At 51.8% G+C, this 17,912-nt stretch carries 12 protein-coding genes; 7 read left to right on the top strand and 5 right to left on the bottom strand.

Features of this window, described 5'->3' with window-relative positions:
- Positions 1 to 186: 186 nt before the first annotated feature.
- Together IE117_RS02715 and IE117_RS02710 are read left to right on the top strand one after the other, a co-directional pair.
- Positions 187 to 1,494: a DUF6600 domain-containing protein gene (locus tag IE117_RS02715; RefSeq protein ID WP_189562805.1), complete on the top strand. Its 1,308-nt coding sequence runs from the start codon at positions 187 to 189 to the stop codon at positions 1,492 to 1,494.
- 179 nt (positions 1,495 to 1,673) lie between these two features.
- Positions 1,674 to 2,252, top strand: coding sequence for a DUF2911 domain-containing protein (locus IE117_RS02710; protein WP_189562804.1), 579 nt, complete (start codon positions 1,674 to 1,676; stop codon positions 2,250 to 2,252).
- Between the two features lie 152 nt (positions 2,253 to 2,404).
- Here the strand turns inward: IE117_RS02710 and IE117_RS02705 are convergent, their stop codons facing one another.
- From IE117_RS02705 to IE117_RS02695, 3 genes are all read right to left on the bottom strand, one after another.
- Positions 2,405 to 4,336 (bottom strand): M13 family metallopeptidase, encoded by a 1,932-nt coding sequence (locus tag IE117_RS02705; RefSeq protein WP_229580635.1) that lies wholly within the window; start codon positions 4,334 to 4,336, stop codon positions 2,405 to 2,407.
- A gap of 242 nt (positions 4,337 to 4,578) precedes the next feature.
- Complete coding sequence (locus IE117_RS02700) at positions 4,579 to 5,493, bottom strand: bestrophin family protein (protein ID WP_189562802.1); 915 nt, start codon at positions 5,491 to 5,493, stop codon at positions 4,579 to 4,581.
- A gap of 46 nt (positions 5,494 to 5,539) precedes the next feature.
- Positions 5,540 to 7,630 carry a prolyl oligopeptidase family serine peptidase gene (locus IE117_RS02695; RefSeq protein WP_229580626.1) on the bottom strand — a complete coding sequence of 697 codons (2,091 nt, stop codon included), beginning with the start codon at positions 7,628 to 7,630 and terminating at the stop codon, positions 5,540 to 5,542.
- Between the two features lie 232 nt (positions 7,631 to 7,862).
- Here IE117_RS02695 and IE117_RS02690 point away from each other — a divergent pair, with 232 nt between their 5' ends.
- The 5 genes from IE117_RS02690 to IE117_RS02670 all read left to right on the top strand — a co-directional run bounded on the left by IE117_RS02690 (position 7,863) and on the right by IE117_RS02670 (position 12,596).
- Positions 7,863 to 8,822, top strand: coding sequence for a hypothetical protein (locus IE117_RS02690; protein WP_189562800.1), 960 nt, complete (start codon positions 7,863 to 7,865; stop codon positions 8,820 to 8,822).
- A gap of 423 nt (positions 8,823 to 9,245) precedes the next feature.
- Positions 9,246 to 9,797 (top strand): fasciclin domain-containing protein, encoded by a 552-nt coding sequence (locus IE117_RS02685; protein WP_189562799.1) that lies wholly within the window; start codon positions 9,246 to 9,248, stop codon positions 9,795 to 9,797.
- A 190-nt stretch (positions 9,798 to 9,987) separates the two neighbouring features.
- A complete protein-coding gene (locus IE117_RS02680; protein ID WP_189562798.1) occupies positions 9,988 to 11,646 on the top strand; it encodes a sodium/sugar symporter in 1,659 nt (552 codons plus the stop codon).
- Between the two features lie 96 nt (positions 11,647 to 11,742).
- Entirely contained in the window at positions 11,743 to 12,090 is a 348-nt protein-coding gene (locus IE117_RS02675) for a GIY-YIG nuclease family protein (RefSeq protein WP_189562797.1), read from the top strand.
- Positions 12,091 to 12,113: 23 nt separating this feature from the next.
- The gene (locus IE117_RS02670) at positions 12,114 to 12,596 is read left to right on the top strand and encodes a YehS family protein (protein WP_189562796.1); all 483 of its coding nucleotides are present in this window, start codon (positions 12,114 to 12,116) and stop codon (positions 12,594 to 12,596) included.
- 91 nt (positions 12,597 to 12,687) lie between these two features.
- On the opposite strand, the gene IE117_RS02665 is transcribed toward IE117_RS02670, so the two are convergent.
- Positions 12,688 to 15,498, bottom strand: coding sequence for a M16 family metallopeptidase (locus tag IE117_RS02665; RefSeq protein ID WP_189562795.1), 2,811 nt, complete (start codon positions 15,496 to 15,498; stop codon positions 12,688 to 12,690).
- Between the two features lie 103 nt (positions 15,499 to 15,601).
- Complete coding sequence (locus tag IE117_RS02660; RefSeq protein WP_189562794.1) at positions 15,602 to 17,815, bottom strand: FUSC family protein; 2,214 nt, start codon at positions 17,813 to 17,815, stop codon at positions 15,602 to 15,604.
- Between the last annotated feature and the right edge of the window lie 97 nt (positions 17,816 to 17,912).

Raw genomic sequence — 17,912 nt, 5'->3', positions numbered from 1 at the left:
TTTGTCAAAAAAGCGGGCCTGGAATTTTTTTTTATCCTTTCGAGTTCTTAACTTGTATACTTTTCAGGCCAAGTTTACAGTTTAAATAAAATCATTAAGCACCAATCAGTCAGAATATTAAACCCGTTGCCGGCTTTCCTGTCCAAGAATTGCTTACCCGTTCCTAACACTCAAAATTTATTAGCCATGAAAAATTCAAAAACCTTCCTCCTCCTGGCCTTCCTGACACTAGGCTTGCTGGGAACCCAAAAGGCGCAGGCGCAACGCGGCGGTGCAGTCAACTTCCAGTATTTTTATAACGAACTCTCACCCTACGGCAGTTGGTCATCGGACCCGCGCTACGGTTCCGTGTGGACGCCCTACGACGTAGGACGAAACTTCCAGCCTTATGGTACCGATGGTCGCTGGGTGATGACTGAGTTCGGCAACACCTGGGTTTCGGATTTCTCATGGGGCTGGGCTACTTTCCATTATGGCCGCTGGTTTTACGACGATTACCGTGGCTGGGCCTGGGTACCTGGCTACGAGTGGGGGCCCGCCTGGGTTGACTGGCGCTCGAACAATGACTATTATGGCTGGGCGCCTATGTGGCCGGGTGTACGGGTAGGTGTTTCTTTCAACATCCCACTTAATTACTGGGTGTTTATCCCGAGACGTCACCTGTTCAACCGCAACGTGTTCGGCTACTGTGTGCCCCGCTACCGTTATAATAGTTTCTTCGGCCGCACCACGGTCATTAACAACTACTATTATAACGACAACCGAAATTATCAGTATTCCTATGGCCCTAGCCGGGGGGAAGTAGAGCGCGTTACGCGTGGTACTATTCCTACCTATCGTGCCGAAGAAATCCGGGGCAATCGCTACGCCTCAAACAATGGATCGGGTACCAGCAACCGTACCTACCGCGCCGATGATACAAGCCGCAGTGGCCTCGATCGCCAGAGTCGTGATAATAGCGGCAGCATAAATGGCCGCACGTACGATGCAGGTACTTCAAGCCGCTCTTCCCGCAGCTATGGCAGCAATGAGAACAGCAGCAATGGCCGCAGCAGCTACGAAAGTACCGCACCTTCGTCAAGCCGTACCTACGATGCCAACGAATCTTCCAGCCGCTCACGCAGCGGAAGCGCGTACGAATCCAGCAGCCGGAGTTCAGCCACGCCATCTTACGACTCAGGCAACAGCTCTCGCAGCAGTAGTCCGAGTGTAAGTAGTCCTCCTAGCTACGAATCCCGCAGCCGTTCGAGTGCTCCGCAAACCCGTTCAGCGCCGAGCGTGAGGAGTGCACCAAGCCAGCCGAGCAGCAGTAGCCGTTCCCGAAGCAATAGCAGCTATTCGGCACCCTCACGGTCCTCATCGAGAAGTACACCTGCCCCATCCATGAGCAGTCGGTCATCGTCCCAATCGAGTGCAGCGCGGACCAGTGCGCCGAGTTCCAGCAGCCGGAGTTCTTCTTCGAGTTCATCAAGCCGGAGCCGGGGCCCAAGATAAGAGCCGCAAATTGCGGTCAAGACTTAACCTATCTAAAATGAATCGAATACATGTAGTGCAGAAACTCCGGCTCGTTGAGTCGGAGTTTTTTTATACTTATGTCGGACTTTCATTCCTGACTAGCTATCTTCGAGGCGCGTTTATTAATATTTATGAATCAAGAAACAACCAACCAAACAATGAAAACTACCGCTTTACTTCTGTGCATTTGCGCACTTTTCACATTCAAAGCCCAGGCCCAGACTTTCCGGGGCATCGACAAAAGTCCGATGGACATGGCCTATTACCCTGATGACTACGCTCACGATCGCAAGTTTGCGCCCGATAAGATAAAAGGCGAAACCGCCAAGGTACGGGTCATTTACAGCCGTCCTGCCCTGAATGGCCGCGAGGTAGTCGGCAATCTGATTCCGATCGGCAAAGTGTGGCGTGTGGGTGCCAACGAAGCCCCCGAAATCAAGTTCTACGAGGACGCCACGATCATGGGCAAGAAGGTTAAAGCCGGTACTTACGCGCTGCTGGCTCAGGCCAATGAGCAAAGCCAGGATATGACCATTATCCTGAGCAGCGACCTGGATCAGTGGGGTGCGTATAGCTACGACCCGAAATATGACGTACTGCGCGTAAACGTGGCAGGAAAGGAAATTTCAGAATCTGTCGAGAATTTCGCAATCCAGTTTGCCAAAGGCAATGACAAGGAAGTACTCATGCGTATGGCCTGGGGCACAGGAATGGTGGAGGTACCGATTGTATTTTAGGCGATTGGCCGTCGGCCATAGGCTTCCGGCTTATAGTAAGAAGGGCCTGGCAGAATTCTGCCAGGCCCTTCCTTTTGTTATTCGATCAATATCGTTGTTGCTTCCTGCACTAATGAAAAGGCCGAAAGCCGACCGCCGATAAAACTGCTTCCTTACCACAAATAAATCCGGTCCTCCGGCTTCACGTACAGCTTGTCGCCTGGCTTCACGTTAAACGCTTCGTACCAGGCATCCATGTTGATGAGCGGGCCAATGGTGCGCCATTCGCCGGGCGAGTGCGGGTCAACGAGTACTTGCTGGGCCGCGGCTTCGGGCAGGATGTTGGTGCGCCATACCTGCGCCCAGGCCAGGAAGAAACGCTGGTCGGGCGTAAATCCGTCGATCTTTTTGTCTGATTTCCCTTCGGGTGTCATTTTGAAGGCAGTGTAGGCGGCATTCAGTCCACCCAGATCACCGATGTTTTCACCTAGCGTCAGGCGTCCGTTGACGTGGATCGTGTCGAGCACCGTGTAATTGTTATACTGCTCCACAATGCGGTCGGCCAGGCCGACAAACTTTTTGCGGTCGCTTTCGGTCCACCAGTTGCGGAGGTACCCGTCTTTGTCGTACTGGCTGCCGCTGTCGTCGAAGCCGTGCGAAATCTCGTGCCCGATTACGGCACCAATGCCACCGTAGTTGACCGCATCGTCGGCGTTGGGATCGAAGAAGGGGAATTGCAGAATGCCCGCCGGAAACACGATCTCGTTAAGTACCGGATTGTAGTAAGCATTCACCGTGGGCGGTGTCATGCCCCAACGGGTGCGGTCCACGGGTTTGCCCAGGCGACTGACCATGTCTTTGTAATCCCAGGCATCGCTGTTTTTCACGTTGGCGTAAAATGTGCCCGGCTTGATATACAATCCCTCGTAGGTCTGCCATTTGTCGGGGTAGCCGATTTTGGGCGTGAAGTTGTGCAGTTTAGCAAGCGCTTTTTCCTTGGTTTCAGCACTCATCCATTCCAGCCCGTTGATGCGTTGCTCGTAGGCCTTCACCAGATTTTTGATCAGCTCGTCCATGCGCTGCTTGGCGGCGGGCGTGAAGTATTTTTTCACGTAGAGCTGGCCGAGCAATTCACCGATAGTGCGGTCGGTGAGTTGGGACATCCGCTGCCAGCGGGGAGTCTGCACTTTTTGTCCGGTAAGTACCTGGTTGAAAGCAAAAGCCGCATCCACAAAATCGGAGCTCAGGTAGCTGGCCGAAGATTTCAGCACATTCCAGGTCAGGTAGGCTTTCAGATCGGGCAACGAGGTAGCGTTAAACAGCGAGTCCGCTTTCACGAAAAAAGCCGGATTATTCACAAGTACCGTATCCTCGCCCGTCACCATCATCATAGGCATAATCTGCTGCCAGTTAAAATGCGGGGTACTTTTGGAGAAATCCTTTACCGACAATTTATTGTAGGTTTTCTGCGGGTCACGCATTTCCACGCGCGGCATCTGGGCGCGGGCCAGTTCGGTTTCCAGCTTCATGATGGCGTTGGCGTTCGCCTTGGCCTGCGTTTCGGAAGTACCCGTGAGCGTGAACAGCTTCACGATATAGTCGTTGTAGGCAGCGCGGATTTTCTGGCTGCGGGCGTCGTCTTTCAGGTAGTAGTCGCGGTCGGGCAGCGTGGTGCCGCCCTGCGAAAACTGCGGGATCATCACCTCCACATCCTTACGATCCTGCCCTACATAAAAGCCGAAAAAAGGACTTCCCTCACCCACGGTGCGGGCTTTGGCGATTTGCGTAATGGCGGCTTGCTTACTGTTAATGGCGTTGACCTTCTGCAAGTCAGACTTTATAGGCGTGTAGCCGAGTTTATCGATTGCAACACTGTCCATTGCCGACTTGTAAAAATCGCTCACGCGCCGCTCGACCGAACCCGCCGGGGCGTTTTTGTTAGCGGCGGCGTCTTCCAGCAGACCGCGTACGGCTTCTATATTGAAGTCGCGCAGCACATTAAAACTACCCCAGCGCGTCTCCTTGGCCGGGACTGGGTTGTTTTTGATCCAGTTGCCGCTGGCGTAAGTGTAGAAATCATCGCCCGGTTTTACGGAAGTATCCATGTTCGCGGGGTCGATAAACTTCTCCGGGGTCAGGGGCTTTACTTCTTTCTTTTGGGCAAAGGCATTGGTTTGCAGAACCCCTACGCCACACAGGGCCAGAGCCAGCAATTTTGTTTTACAAATCATTTTCGATTAGGTTGATGCATTAACTGTTGTTGGTGCAATGATACTTGGTTTTTCGATAACCTAAACGCCTGTGAGCCTGAATTGATTTCGATTTTTTGTTAAGAATTTTTAAAAGCTCAAAGCACATATTCCCCATCGACACTCTGTACAGGCTCCGGAATATCGGTTTCTCCCAGCATTTGCAGCAGATTTATCTCGATGGTCCGGGTGATCTGATCCAGTGGCACTCCGGTAGGCAATGGCTCGAATGGGTTGACCAACGCCTGACCTACCGAGTGGGTGGTCAGGAAGACATAACCGACCAACGCTCCAAACAATACAGACCAAGGGCCGATGGAATTGGCGGTTACCATGGTCGTGCTGATTATGAAAATCCAGATAAAAGAACGGGTGTAGTAGTTGTATGTAGTAGGAAAGACCGTATTGGCAATGCGTTCGGACTTACCCATTTCATCGCAGAAATTGACAACCATCCGGTTCATTTCCATAAACTGGAATCCGTCGATGGCTTCCCTTTTGTATAGATCTTCCACGAGCTTCGACTGGTAAGAGAGAATGGCGTTGGGAACATTCATGTCTTTTTCTACGTAGGCGAACTCCTCTGGATCAATGAATTTATCGTGCTCAGAGACACCTGACTTCCGCAGATTCTTTTTCAGCGCATACAGAAAAGCAATGTGTCGCTTGACCGCGATGCGCCTCAGACTAAGGAGTTCCGCTTCGGATAGACTCTCTGAGGAGGTAGTGTACTGAATGATTTGTCTGGCCCAGGTGCGGGAGTCGTTGACGATTGCTCCCCAAATTTTCCGGGCCTCCCACCAGCGATCATAGGACTGATTGTTATTGAAACCGACAAAAAAAGCAAGGGCAGTACCCAGGATGGTAGGGATAACCGCCGGAAATACAAAATAGCGGCTGACCACGTATTCATTAACCAAAAACGCCGCAACACATATCAATAAATCCAACGCAGCGTACCGCCCCGTTCCCGATATGATGCGGCCTATTCTTACATTTTTTGAGATTAACATGATGCTATTTCTTTATGCTCCAGGCACGAAATAAAGATTCCCCTCCTCACTTCCAGACCAGTCCCATATTTTTGAAAACAAAAGCGTACAAATCCGCCGTGGTTTCCAGGGCCTTCTTGGTATTGCTGGCGCCGTGGCCCGAGTTTGTATCGATCCGGATCAATAATGGGTTGGTGGACGATGCGCCCGCTTTTTCCTGCAATGTCGCAGCGTACTTGAATGAGTGCGCGGGCACTACGCGGTCGTCGTGGTCGGCAGTGGTGATGAGTGTAGCGGGGTACTTCCCGCCCTCCTTGATATTATGCAAAGGCGAGTACTTGTACTGATACGCGAACTCGTCGGCGTTGTCGCTGCTGCCGTAGTCGGCGATCCAGTTCCAGCCGATGGTAAACTTGTGGAAACGCAGCATGTCCATCACGCCCACGGCGGGCAGAGCCACTTTAAATAGTTCGGGCCGTTGATTAACTACAGCTCCCACGAGAAGCCCTCCGTTGGAGCCGCCCTGCACGGCCAGGTAATCGGGCGAGGTGTATTTCTCCTTGACAAGGTACTCGGCGGCGGCAATGAAATCGTCGAACACATTTTGCTTGTTGAGCTTCATGCCCTGTTCGTGCCAGGTTTCGCCGTACTCGCTACCGCCGCGCAGGTTGGCTTGTACGAAAATACCACCCTGGTCCAGAAATGGAATGCGCGTCGGGCTGAACGATGGCGGTAGGCTGATGTTGAAGCCACCATAGCCGTACAAAACTGTCGGGTTCTTGCCGTCCATTTTCAGGCCTTTTTTATACACGATAAAGGCCGGGATTTTGGTACCGTCCTTGCTGGGATAGAAAACCTGCTTGGTTTCGTAGTCCTCGGGCTTAAAGCTAACCTCCGGCTCACGGAAAATGCTGCTTTTCTCCGAAGCAATGTCGTAGCGGAAGATCGTCGGTGGGTAGTTGAAAGAGGTATAGGTGTAAAACACAAACTTATCGTCCTGCTCGCCACCAAAGCCCCCCGCCGACCCCAGGCCGGGTAGTTTGACCTCATTCTGCATTTTGCCTTGCATGTCATAGACATAGACGCGCGAGGTGACATCTTTAGAGTACTCGGCGAATAGCTTGCCCCCGGCGGTACCTGCGCTTAGGAGCGGCTCGGCTTTTTCGGGCAGGAAAGGCTGCCAGTCTTGGGTTTTGGTGATGTACTTCATCACTTTCCCGTTGGGAGCGTTTTCGTTGGTTTCGATCAGGAAGCCGCCGTCAATGTTCTCGACAATGCTGTACGAAAAGTCGGTGATTTCTTCTTTGATAGGCGTGAATTTGGCTTCACCGCGCTTCATTACCCACAGGCCATTGCCATCCAGACCTTTGCCCCGATCACTCAGGTAGAGTGAAGCATATTGCTCATCCTCCGTAGTACTGACCGTGTGAAAGCGTTGCGGATTGGTTGGGTCTTCGTAAATCAGCTTATCGCTGGACTGCGCCGTACCCACTTTGTGGTAAAATACCTGGTGATTCTCATTTTTAGCGGCCAGCGCACTGCCCTCAGGCTTGGGATAGCGGCTGTAATAAAAACCATCCCCCTGCCAGGCTGCACCCGATACTTTCACCCATTCTACCTTGTCGGACAGCATTCTCAGAGTTTTCATGTCCATGACCTGGTATTCCTGCCAGTCGGAGCCGCCCTGCGAGAAACCGCAGACGGCGTAGTTGCCATTTTTCGACAGGCTGAACACCGTAAGCCGTGTAGTGCCATCGGCGGAGAGTTGATTGGGGTCCAATACTACCTCGGGTGTCCCGTTTAGCCCCTTCTGCCGATACAGCACCGATTGGTTTTGCAGACCGTCGTTTTTATAAAAATAGAAGTAGTCGCCTTTCTTGCGGGGAGCCGAGAACTTGGGGTAGTTGTAGGCCTTTTCCAGGTCGTCAAAAATCTTCTGTTTGAAGGGAATCTTGCCCAGATACCCGAACGTCACCTCGTTCTCGGCCTTGACCCAGGCGGCTGTCTCGTCAGAGCGGTCGTCTTCCAGCCAGCGGTAAGGATCGGCGACTTTGGTACCGTGGTAGTCGTCCACATGGTCGATTTTTTTGGTGGTCGGGTAGTTTATTTTTTGCGCCTCTCCGTCGGGGTGGAGTAGCGTGGCGGTAAGCAGGGTCATTCCGAGTAGTTTATAGTTCATTTTTGCAAGATTGAATTGATCTTGGAGCATTGAGCAAAAGTACGATTGGTTTGTAAGACAAGCAATGGCAGTTCCAATGGGGTAGTCTTGCTCCCTTCTCTTTTGAGAAAATAAAAAAGGCGTATGCTTGGCCTGATATTTACAAAAAATAATGAGCAATTGTTAGGTTAAGACACGAGTTTTCTCCGTAGTTTTATCACAAAAAAGCGCTATGATAGCTCGCATTCTCACCCTGCTGCTGTTTGCCGTTTTTACGGCTGCGAGTGCCCGGGCCCAGGACCTCGATTCGACCGTCGCCTTTCCCGTGAACGCTGTCATTTTCCTCAAAGACGGCACCCAGCTGCGTGGCGTGCTGCTATCCGAGTCGCCCGTGGGTGCGCGGATCAGAACTGACAATCTGGGGGAGATCGCTGTGACGGCGGATAAGATAGAGAGCATCGAAAAAAACGATAACGGCTTCTATAACAAAGGCAGGTACTGGTTCAACAATCCACATTATACCCGCTACCTGTTTGCGCCCTCGGCTCTATCGCTGAGCAAGGGCGAAGGCTACTACCAGAATTCTCTGCTTCTCCTCAATTCCGTGGAAGTGGGTATCACGGATCATTTCACGATGGGCGGAGGTTTTGTCCTGAATCCCACTTTCCGCGACTGGCAGGTACTTTTCTTAACTCCCAAAGTTAGTTTTCCTACCCAATCAAAGGTAACGTTTGGAATCGGAGCGCTAGCCATTGGTGTTTTCAATCGTACTTATGATTTTGACATTCAGACAGGAGTACAGCGTAAAGACGGCATAGAAACCAATTTCGCCGGTGTGGGATATGGTATCATGACCATCGGCGGAGCCGAGCGAAACGGCTCCGTGGGCCTGGGTTGGGGCTTTGCGCAGGGAGAAATCAGCGCCAGCCCCGTCATCAACCTGAGCTACATGTCGCGACTGGGCCGAAAGGTAGGCGTCGTGACTGAAAACTGGATTATCATTCCCCGCCAGGGCGATTCGGGCGTCGGTATTTTGTCGGGCGGTGTACGGTTTTTCGGAGAAAAAATGGCCGTGGATTTGGCCCTTTGGGTACCCGTCGGTGAAGATGCCCCCTTCTTCGCTTTCCCTTATGTTGACTTTGTAATAAAGTTCGGACAAAAGAAAAGACCAGGGCAACGCAGCGAAAAGTAGGCTCGACCAGAAAACGACCAACGTCCTTATTCGAAATCCAACCTTTACTTTCCAACCAAGAAAGGAACGGCTTACCGGCTGTCTCGCCGGAGCACCGACGCGATGACTGCGCTCATTCATCTGCCAGAAATAGCGATCATTCATATCGGTAATGAAGAGCCTGGGGCGAGGTGACTCCGCATAGGGTACGGATGTAGTTTTTCAGAGGGGATGTCCGGTGGACATCCCCTTTTTTCATTGAGTGTAGCTGCTTCCCAAACTCTTTCTTGAATTATATTGATTCATAAAGCACTCAATTTCAATACTATGAGTATTTATTTTTTCAAATAAACACTCCAATAAAATCCGCCGGAAAAAACAAGGCGTAAGTGGAGCCATAAATCAACAAACTAAAAATCATCCATTACAAAACCGAATTGCATTATGAAAAAATTAGCATTTTTTGTCGCGGCCCTATTTGTTGCCAATGTCTCATTTGCGCAGGGAAACATGAAAACCGTGGAAGTGGGCGGAGCTGCGATGTACCCTACTAAGAACATCGTCGAAAACGCCGTCAATTCCAAAGACCACACTACGCTGGTGGCCGCCGTTAAAGCCGCCGGCTTGGTGGAAACGTTGCAGGGAGCCGGTCCTTTCACGGTGTTTGCACCAACGAATAAGGCGTTCGACAAACTACCCGCAGGCACTGTCGAGACTTTGGTAAAACCTGAAAACAAGGCCACATTAACCACGATCCTGACCTACCACGTCGTACCGGGCATGATGGATTCGCAAGCCATCGCTGCTGCCATTAAGGAAGGCAACGGAAAAGCCACTTTCAAGACCGTAGAGGGCGGAACCTTGACGGCCATGATGAAAGGCAAGAAACTGATGCTGATGGACGAGAAAGGAGGTACTTCCACCGTCACCATCAAGGACGTCTACCAGTCCAATGGTGTCATTCACGTGATCGACACGGTGGCAATGCCAGAGTAATTCGCGGACTGAGTCGAGAGCACGAGTAAAAAAGCCGGCGCGCCATGCGTCGGCTTTTTGTGTTTTTATCGTTCAGAAGAATGGCTCAAAACTCCCTAATCGGTGGGCAAATGCATTATTTTACGAGCAGAGTATTAACTGAGAGGGCAATAGTGCTTTGTACTAAAAACCTGGATAAACTCCTTCCTCGATGACCCTCGGCTTACAAACGCTCGATTACGCCATTTTTCTCGTTTACTTCGTCATAGTTGCCAGCTACGGCTATTGGGTCTACACCCACAAGGGCAAGCAGAATGGCGACAGCGCCAAGGATTTCTTCCTGGCCGAAGGCTCGCTGACGTGGTGGGCCATTGGCGCGTCCATCATTGCTTCTAACATTTCGGCGGAGCAGTTCATCGGCATGAGCGGACAGGCGTTTCAACTGGGAATTGCTATTTCAGTATATGAATTATTCGGTGCGGTGTCACTGCTGATCGTGGCAGTGTACTTTCTGCCCATGTACCTCAAGAACGATATTTTTACGATGCCGCAGTTCCTGGCGCGGCGCTACGATACCCGGCTGGCGACGATTATGGCGGTGTTTTGGCTGTTCCTGTACATTTTCGTCAACATGACATCCATTATCTACCTCGGGGCATTGAGTTTGGAAAAAATGACGGGTTTTGGCTTCATGCTTTGTGCTACCTTTCTGGTAATCTTCGCCATCGTCATCACCTTGGGGGGCATGAAAGTCATCGGTTATACGGACGTCATTCAGGTAGTTTGTCTGATTTTTGGCGGCCTGGCGACTACTTATTTGGCGCTGGGCTTGCTTTCCGACCGAGTTGGAACGGGAGCGGGCGTGTTTGAGGGCCTGAGCATGATCGCTCAGAAGGCCGACAGCCACCTGCACATGATTTTCACGCCCGGTGAGTACAGTGTCCACGACGGCCGAGGCGGCTTCATCGACGCCTACAACCAACTACCCGGCGTGATGATGTTTATCATCGGCGGACAGTTTGTCAATAATCTCAACTACTTCGGCTGCAACCAGTACATCACCCAACGCGCCCTCGGGGCCGACCTCAAAACGGCCCGCAGCGGGTTGCTTTTCGCCTCGGTGCTCAAAATGTTTATGCCGCTCATCGTAGTTCTGCCGGGCCTTGCCGCTTACGTACTTTTTCAGGAAAACGCCGATCCGGCTATCATCGGTGGCATTACTGACAACAACATTGTGAAGCCCGACAACGCCTATCCCGTCCTGCTCAACTTACTGCCAACGGGCTTGAAGGGCCTGGCCTTCGCTGCCCTCACCGCCGCCATCGTGGCGAGTCTGGCGGGTAAAGCCAACAGTATTTCGACCATTTACATGCTGGATATTCACAAGAAGTTTTTCCAACCCGGCATGAGCGAAAAACAAACCGTCTGGACGGGCCGCGTGGCCATTGTGGTTGCCTTCATCATCGCATTGCTGGTCAGTCCGCTGCTGCGCAACTTCGGGCAGGCCTTCGAATACATTCAGGTGTATACGGGCTATATCTCGCCGGGTATCCTGAGTATTTTCCTATTGGGTTTCTTCTGGAAAAAAGCCACCGCCAACGGCGCTTTGGTTGCTGCAATTCTTAGCGTGGCACTGTCGGCTTTCATCGAGTACCAGTTCCCGGCCTTCCCCTTCCTCAACCGCATGGGGGTCGTATTCTGGATTTGCTCGCTGGTTCACGTCACCATCAGCCTTATCCAATCGGGCGGGAAGGATAACCCGAATGCTTTTATGGTCAAGCGGGAGTGGTTCAGGGTTGCGCCGTCGTTCCGGTACGGGGCGATCGGGGTGGTAGGGTTATTTTGTGTGATTTATTGGATTTGGTGGTAATGCTTCGGCTCCGCTCAGCATGACAAGATCCCGAAGCCGCCCAGCGGCCAAAGACAGTCCCTCCAAAAGAAAAAGTCATAACTTTACTTAAAAATTATGCACAGGTACTTTGTATACATTCTTAAATGCGCTGACGATAGCTACTACACTGGCGTCACAAACGATCTCGACCGAAGATTGATAGAACATCAATCAGGACATAACCCTGATTCCTACACTCACAGCCGCAGACCTGTGGAAATAGTTTTCAATAGAGAGTTTAAGTACATAGATCAAGCCATCGCATTTGAGAAACAAGTAAAGGGATGGAGCAGAAAAAAGAAAGAAGCAATCATTCAGGACAACTGGGATTTGCTACACCCGCTAGCCGAGTGTCTCAATAACACTTCACATAAAAAATACGGAACAGGTGTCTCAGCCCGCCCGAAACCCTTGTCAGTCTGAGCGAAGCCGAAGACCACACCCCTATGAACAACAACGACACCCTCCGCCGCCTGCGCTACGCCTTCGACCTCGACGACCACGCCATGATGGTACTTTTCGACAAAGGCGGGTACGAAGCGACCCGCGCCGAAGTGAGCGACTGGCTGAAACGCGAGGAGGACGAAAATTTTCAACCACTCCGAGACGTGATGCTGGCGACTTTCCTCAACGGCTTTATCGTGGACAAGCGCGGCAAAAAAGATGGCGAAGAGCCGAAGGCCGAGAAGAAGACCAACAACAACCTCGTGCTGCGCAAGCTAAAAATCGCCCTGAGTATGAACGATACCGATATGCTCGACGTATTTGCGTTAGTCGGTTTCCACATCAGCAAGCACGAAATCAGTGCGTTTTTCCGCAAGCCCGACAATCCGCGCTATCGCGATTGTAAAGATCAAATCCTGCGCAATTTTCTGGTAGGATTGCAGATGAAGTATCGACCAAATCCTGAGGAAGATTTTGAAGACTAAAAAAGCAAAGGCTCCGCTAAAAACGGAGCCTTCGGTACTCAAATGAAAAGGCCGACAGCCGACAGCCGACAGCCGACAGCCGACAGCCAAACTACTTCTTCTCCGGCATCAGCACTACCTTAATAAAATTACTGTCGTCCAAGTACTTTTGCGCGGCGGCTTTGGTACTAGCAACGGTCACTTCTTTCAGGTGTTTTTCTTCGTTAAAAACCTCGGTCAGGTCTTCGTCTTCGAATAGACTGTTATCGAGGTAGCCACGCCAAAACTCGTTGGTTTTCAGGCTCACCTGCGTTTGGCGCTGCGTTTCGGCCACGAACTTTTCGATATCCTTGGGTTCGGCCCCGTTCTTTTTAAGCTTCTCGATCTCCTCCTTGGTGCGTTGAATGAGCTTGTCCACGTTTTCAGGAGCGCAGCCGAAGCCGATCATCATCCGGTAGTGGCCGTTGGGGTACTTATCCGTAGATTCCGAAACGCTCACGCCGTACACGCCGCTTTCTTCCTCGCGGAGCGCCTCAATGAGTTTGATTTGCAACACTTCCTGTAAAGCCTCAATCTGCACGTTATTTTCGGGAGTATAGTCATACTCGCCCGTATATGCCAGCGCTACACGACTTTTGGGCTCCACCCCCATGTAAACCGTTTTTTCCACACGTCCCTTCATCGGACGAATATCCGGGTCATCGTAGGTATCGTTGCGGTCGGTCGAAGGTAGTCCGCCGATGTACTTTTCGATCATCGGCTTGATTTCGTCCACCTTAAAGGCTCCGACGAAAGTAAACACAAAATCGGAGGCGTCTTTGAAGCGGTCTTTGTAAATCTCCATGGCCCGATCGAGGTTCACTTTGTCCACACGCTCGGGCGTTAGCGGCTCGCTGCGCGGGTCGTAGTTGGTCATCACAGCATTCAGCGTATCCGAAAAAATCTTCTCCGGCGTCGGTGTTTTCATCATGTTCTCCAGGTACGATTTCTGGCTGGACAAAATCCCCTGCGCCACGGGCTCGTCCTTACGGGGCGCGGTGAAGTAGGCGTACATTAGTTGCAGGGCGGTTTCAAGGTCTTTCGGGTTGGTACTACCCGTCACGCCTTCGGAGAGTTCAGTCACGTAAGGGCGCACGCTGACGGTTTTGCCGGCAAGGTACTTCTGCAACTGCGTCTGGCTATAACTACCCGCGCCACCCGAGCCAATGAGGTAGCTGGCGAAATCACCCGTTTCCAGATCTTTGGGAAACAGCGAAGTACCTCCCTTTCCCGTGGCTTTGAACAGGATTTGATCGTTCTTGAAGTCGGTTGGCTTTAAAAGTACCTTCACGCCGTTGCCCAACGTGAGTTCGGTAACGCCTAGGCGTTCGTCCAGTTTTTTCTCTGATACAACCTTCGTGCCTTTCGGTTCAGTGGGCAATAATGGCTCGTCTTTGGTGTCGTCCACATAGGCCGTCACGTCCTTACCCGCCGTGGCGAGCATTTCTTTCACCTTTGCCTCGGTGGGAAGTTCATCTTTGGCCTTCTCGGGACCCAGAATCACTACTGCGCGGTTCTTGTCGGTGATAAACTGACTGGCAAGTTTGTTGATCTCCGCCAGCTTGACACCCTCGATTTCTTTCTTGACAAAGCCGGAGTAATACACGATACCCATGATCGAACTTTCGTTCAGGAAGTTATCGATGTAGGCCTGCACGTAACGGTCCGAGCGGGTCTTATCTTTTTCCGCCAGACTTCGTTCTATACCATTCAAGTAGGAGCTTTTGGCCCGGTCGAGTTCCGACTGCGTGAAGCCAAATTTTTGCACGCGGACATTTTCCTCGAGCAACGTTTTCAAAGCGCGTTCCACGCCATCGGCACTTTTGGCGAGAGCCACGGAGGTGAAGGCGTCGAGGTCGCCCAGGAAGCCCCCGTAACTACCCGTTCCAAACAGGAAAGGCGGATCGGCCTGTTGCGTAAGCTCCTGCATGCGCGTGCCGAGCATGGCATTGAAAAGTCGGAAGGTCAATTCCGTGCGGGTATCTTTCAGGGTCTTTTCGGTGAACTCAGGCTGTTTATAAATCACCTGCACCAGATTTTGGGGCTGCTCGGCGTCGGTTACAATCGCCACATTCGTGGCCCCGTCGAGCGGAATTTTGTACTCGGTCCGCTTCTTGGGCGACTTGGGCATCGGAATGCTGCCAAACTTGTCCTTGATGATCTGCTCGACCTTGGCAGGATCAAAATCACCCACGGCAATGACCGCCATTAAGTCAGGGCGGTACCAGTCGGTGTGGAATTGCTTCAGGACTTCGGGTTTGAAGTTCTTCAAAACTTCATCTTTACCGATGGGCAGACGGTCGGCGTAGCGCGAATTGTTGAGGATCATTTTGAAATACTGATCGCGCATCCGCTGCTGCGCACCCCGGCCCGAGCGCGACTCTTCCAGTACCACGCCGCGTTCTTTCTCCACTTCTTCGGGATCAAACAGCGCATTGTGCGCCCAGTCTTCCAGTACCTGCAATCCCTTTTCAAGCAGTCCCGCCGAGTCCGTGGGGATCGGCAACATATAGACCGTTTCGTCGAAACCCGTGTAGGCATTGAGGTCGGCTCCAAAGCGAACGCCGGATTTTTGCAGGAAATCGACCAGTTCATTTTTGGGAAAATTCTTGGTGCCGTTGAAGTTCATGTGCTCCATGAAGTGAGCCAGCCCTTGCTGCTCATCGGTCTCAAGGACAGAACCCGCCTTGATCGCCAGCCGCAGTTCGGCGCGGTCTTTAGGCTCTACATTCTTGCGGATGTAGTAAGTCAAGCCATTGGCGAGTTTACCGATTTTCACATTGGGATCAAGGGGAATCGGCTTAGAGAGGTCTGTCTGGGCCAGCGTGGGGGCGGCAACTACCAGCAGCAGCAGCCAGGTTTTGGGAGAGAGAAAGCTTTTCATTCAGTGATGGGATAGGTTAAAAGGGAGTGTAACAAACTTTCAACGAAGAAAATAGTTTTTTGTTGAAATGCAAGGTACCTAAGCCTCAGCGATACTAACGTAGTCAGTCGGCACTCGTGACTTCCGGCTTCTGATTTAGCTTTTTCCTGAGTTTGTGGGTAATCACTTTCAGTTTGTGGGCGCTCTCCAGCCAGAATAAATCGTAGGCCCTGGGTAAGTATTGCCGGCTATCGGTACGCAAAAGCTCCTCAATTTCCAGCTGGCGGCGGCTCATTTCTTCCGAGTCGTCTGCTGCCTCCTCGTCAGCATCCAGGTAGGGCTGGGATAGCAGCGAATCGATCCCATTCATGGCTTCTTGTAGAGAATTATTCACCCTTGTGTCTAGGCGGCGATAATCGGGGTTTCTTTTTAGAAATAAACCAAGATTGGTAATAAGCGAAAGCTGAGTGTAGATCAACAAGGCAATTCGCTGCGCATTTCCCAGCAATTCGGTTTGTCGGGGCGTTTCGGCCTGAGCGAGGCGGTACGAACTCAGCAGGTCATCCGTTTCAAGAAAAGCCGTTTTGCGGTACAGTTTGTACTCCGTAACATTGCTTTCGCCGGTCCTTGCCTGATTGAGCACATTTTTCAGGAGATCGTGATTGGCGCGGAGTGCCGAGGCTACATCGCCGGGTAGTTTCTGTAGTTCCCAGAACGGAAAGACAAAGCGCATCGCCAGCCAGCATAGTCCGGCAGCCAGCAGCGTATCGAGCAGCCGGTAGTAGGCCGCATCCATGAAACCCCGCTGCAAGTAGCTGTAAAAGAAAAGGATGAAAATGGTAAAGAAACCCGTCGTGACCGCATACTGCCGTTTGACAAATGAAAAGGCGCCAAACTGCGCTATCAGAAATATCGCCAGGCTAAGAATCAATCCCGGCCGAAAAAGGTAATAAATGGCCAGCCCCGCCGCCAGTCCGACCAGCGTTCCGTAGGTTCGGTGAGCGAGCCGCTCGCGGGAAAGGCTGAACCCCGGTTTTAGAATTACCAGCACAGTCAACAGCGCCCAGCTCGGATTTCCCAAACCTAGTGCAGCAGCCAGAAAATAAGCTCCGGTGGCCGTCAGGGCCATGCGAAGCGCGTACCTGAAAAAACCCGATTGCAAAGAAAGATGGCTGCGCAGGTAGTTCCAGCCGATGGTGTCGCGCAGGGCGAACCGCCGCAGTCCTTCGTCGGGCAGGTCCAGGCGCACTTCCCGACGATCCAACGTATCGCGAAGGTTACGGAGCAAGCGTAATTCCTGCTCCGCATTCCGTTGAACCCGACGTAATAAACGGTAGCTTTCTGCTACCTGCACCAAGCCACGCAAAGACTGTTTCTGATCATCAAGAAATAGGGTTAGTTCTTGCAATGCCCGTTCGGCCGCATCGTCATGGTCGCGGGTAGACGGAGCCTGCTCGCCTGCCACCAAACGGCCCTCCAGCAATAAAAGCTGCGCTGCGATACTGTCATTTAATGTCAACAGCAGGGGTTTTGCTTTCTCTTTTTCGGGGCTGTCGGGCAGGGCTTCCAGCGATGAAACGCTGGCGGTGGCCAACTCGAGCAAATCCACCAGATTGGCCAGAAAGTGAGTGGCCCTACCCATGAATGTCTCAGGATTGGTGATGTTCATGGGTTCACGCAGTAGTACTTCCCGGATTTGCTGATGGGCGGCCAATATCCCTCCCTGCTTTTGGGTCAGGGCTAAAAGTACCTCGTCACCAGGACGGTCTGAATGAAGAAGCCCATCCTGCATGGAAAAATAATCGGCTGTCAGGCGCAGACAATCCTGCAGGCGCCGCCGGAGCTGCCGGGGACGCTGTAAGGGGTGCATTAATAAAGCGTACAAAATGTACCACGATGCCCCCAGCAGCAGGTAGCCCGCTTTCTGCAAACCGTCGCTCAAAGTCGGAACGGTGGCCGCCAGACTCAGCCCGATCATCACCGAAAGGTTGAGCAACAGGGCTACAATACTGAAATTAGAACTAAAAGGAGAAAGAAAATTGATGACAAACAGCACACCGAAAAGCATGACGGCATTCAGCAGAGGGTACGCTTTCACCTGGGTGAATACCAGAAAAAGCAGCGCCGACAGCCCCCCCGACAGAAGCATAAAGCCCAGTTTTTTGGGTAGTGCGATCGGAATGTCGATGCCAAAAACGAAAGTGCAGCCCAGGAAAAGGAAAAGCCCTAACTCGTTGTAGCCTAATACCAAACTCACCAACAATGGCAAAGAAGCTCCCAACAGAAAACGCAGAGCGGATTCCGTATCTTCGGAGGTGATATATTCTTTGATTGTCATAAGGTGCGGTCAGCGAACGTTATTCTGGATAATTCCCGGATACGGGAATGAGTTAAACCAGAATCTTCTGAGAACTTTGTTTGCAAACACAGGCTGT

The sequence above is a fragment of the Persicitalea jodogahamensis genome (assembly GCF_014651615.1).
Classification (GTDB): Bacteria; Bacteroidota; Bacteroidia; order Cytophagales; family Spirosomataceae; genus Persicitalea; species Persicitalea jodogahamensis.
Note: the sequence above shows the minus strand (reverse complement) of the source record. Positions and strands in the feature narration are given on the sequence as shown.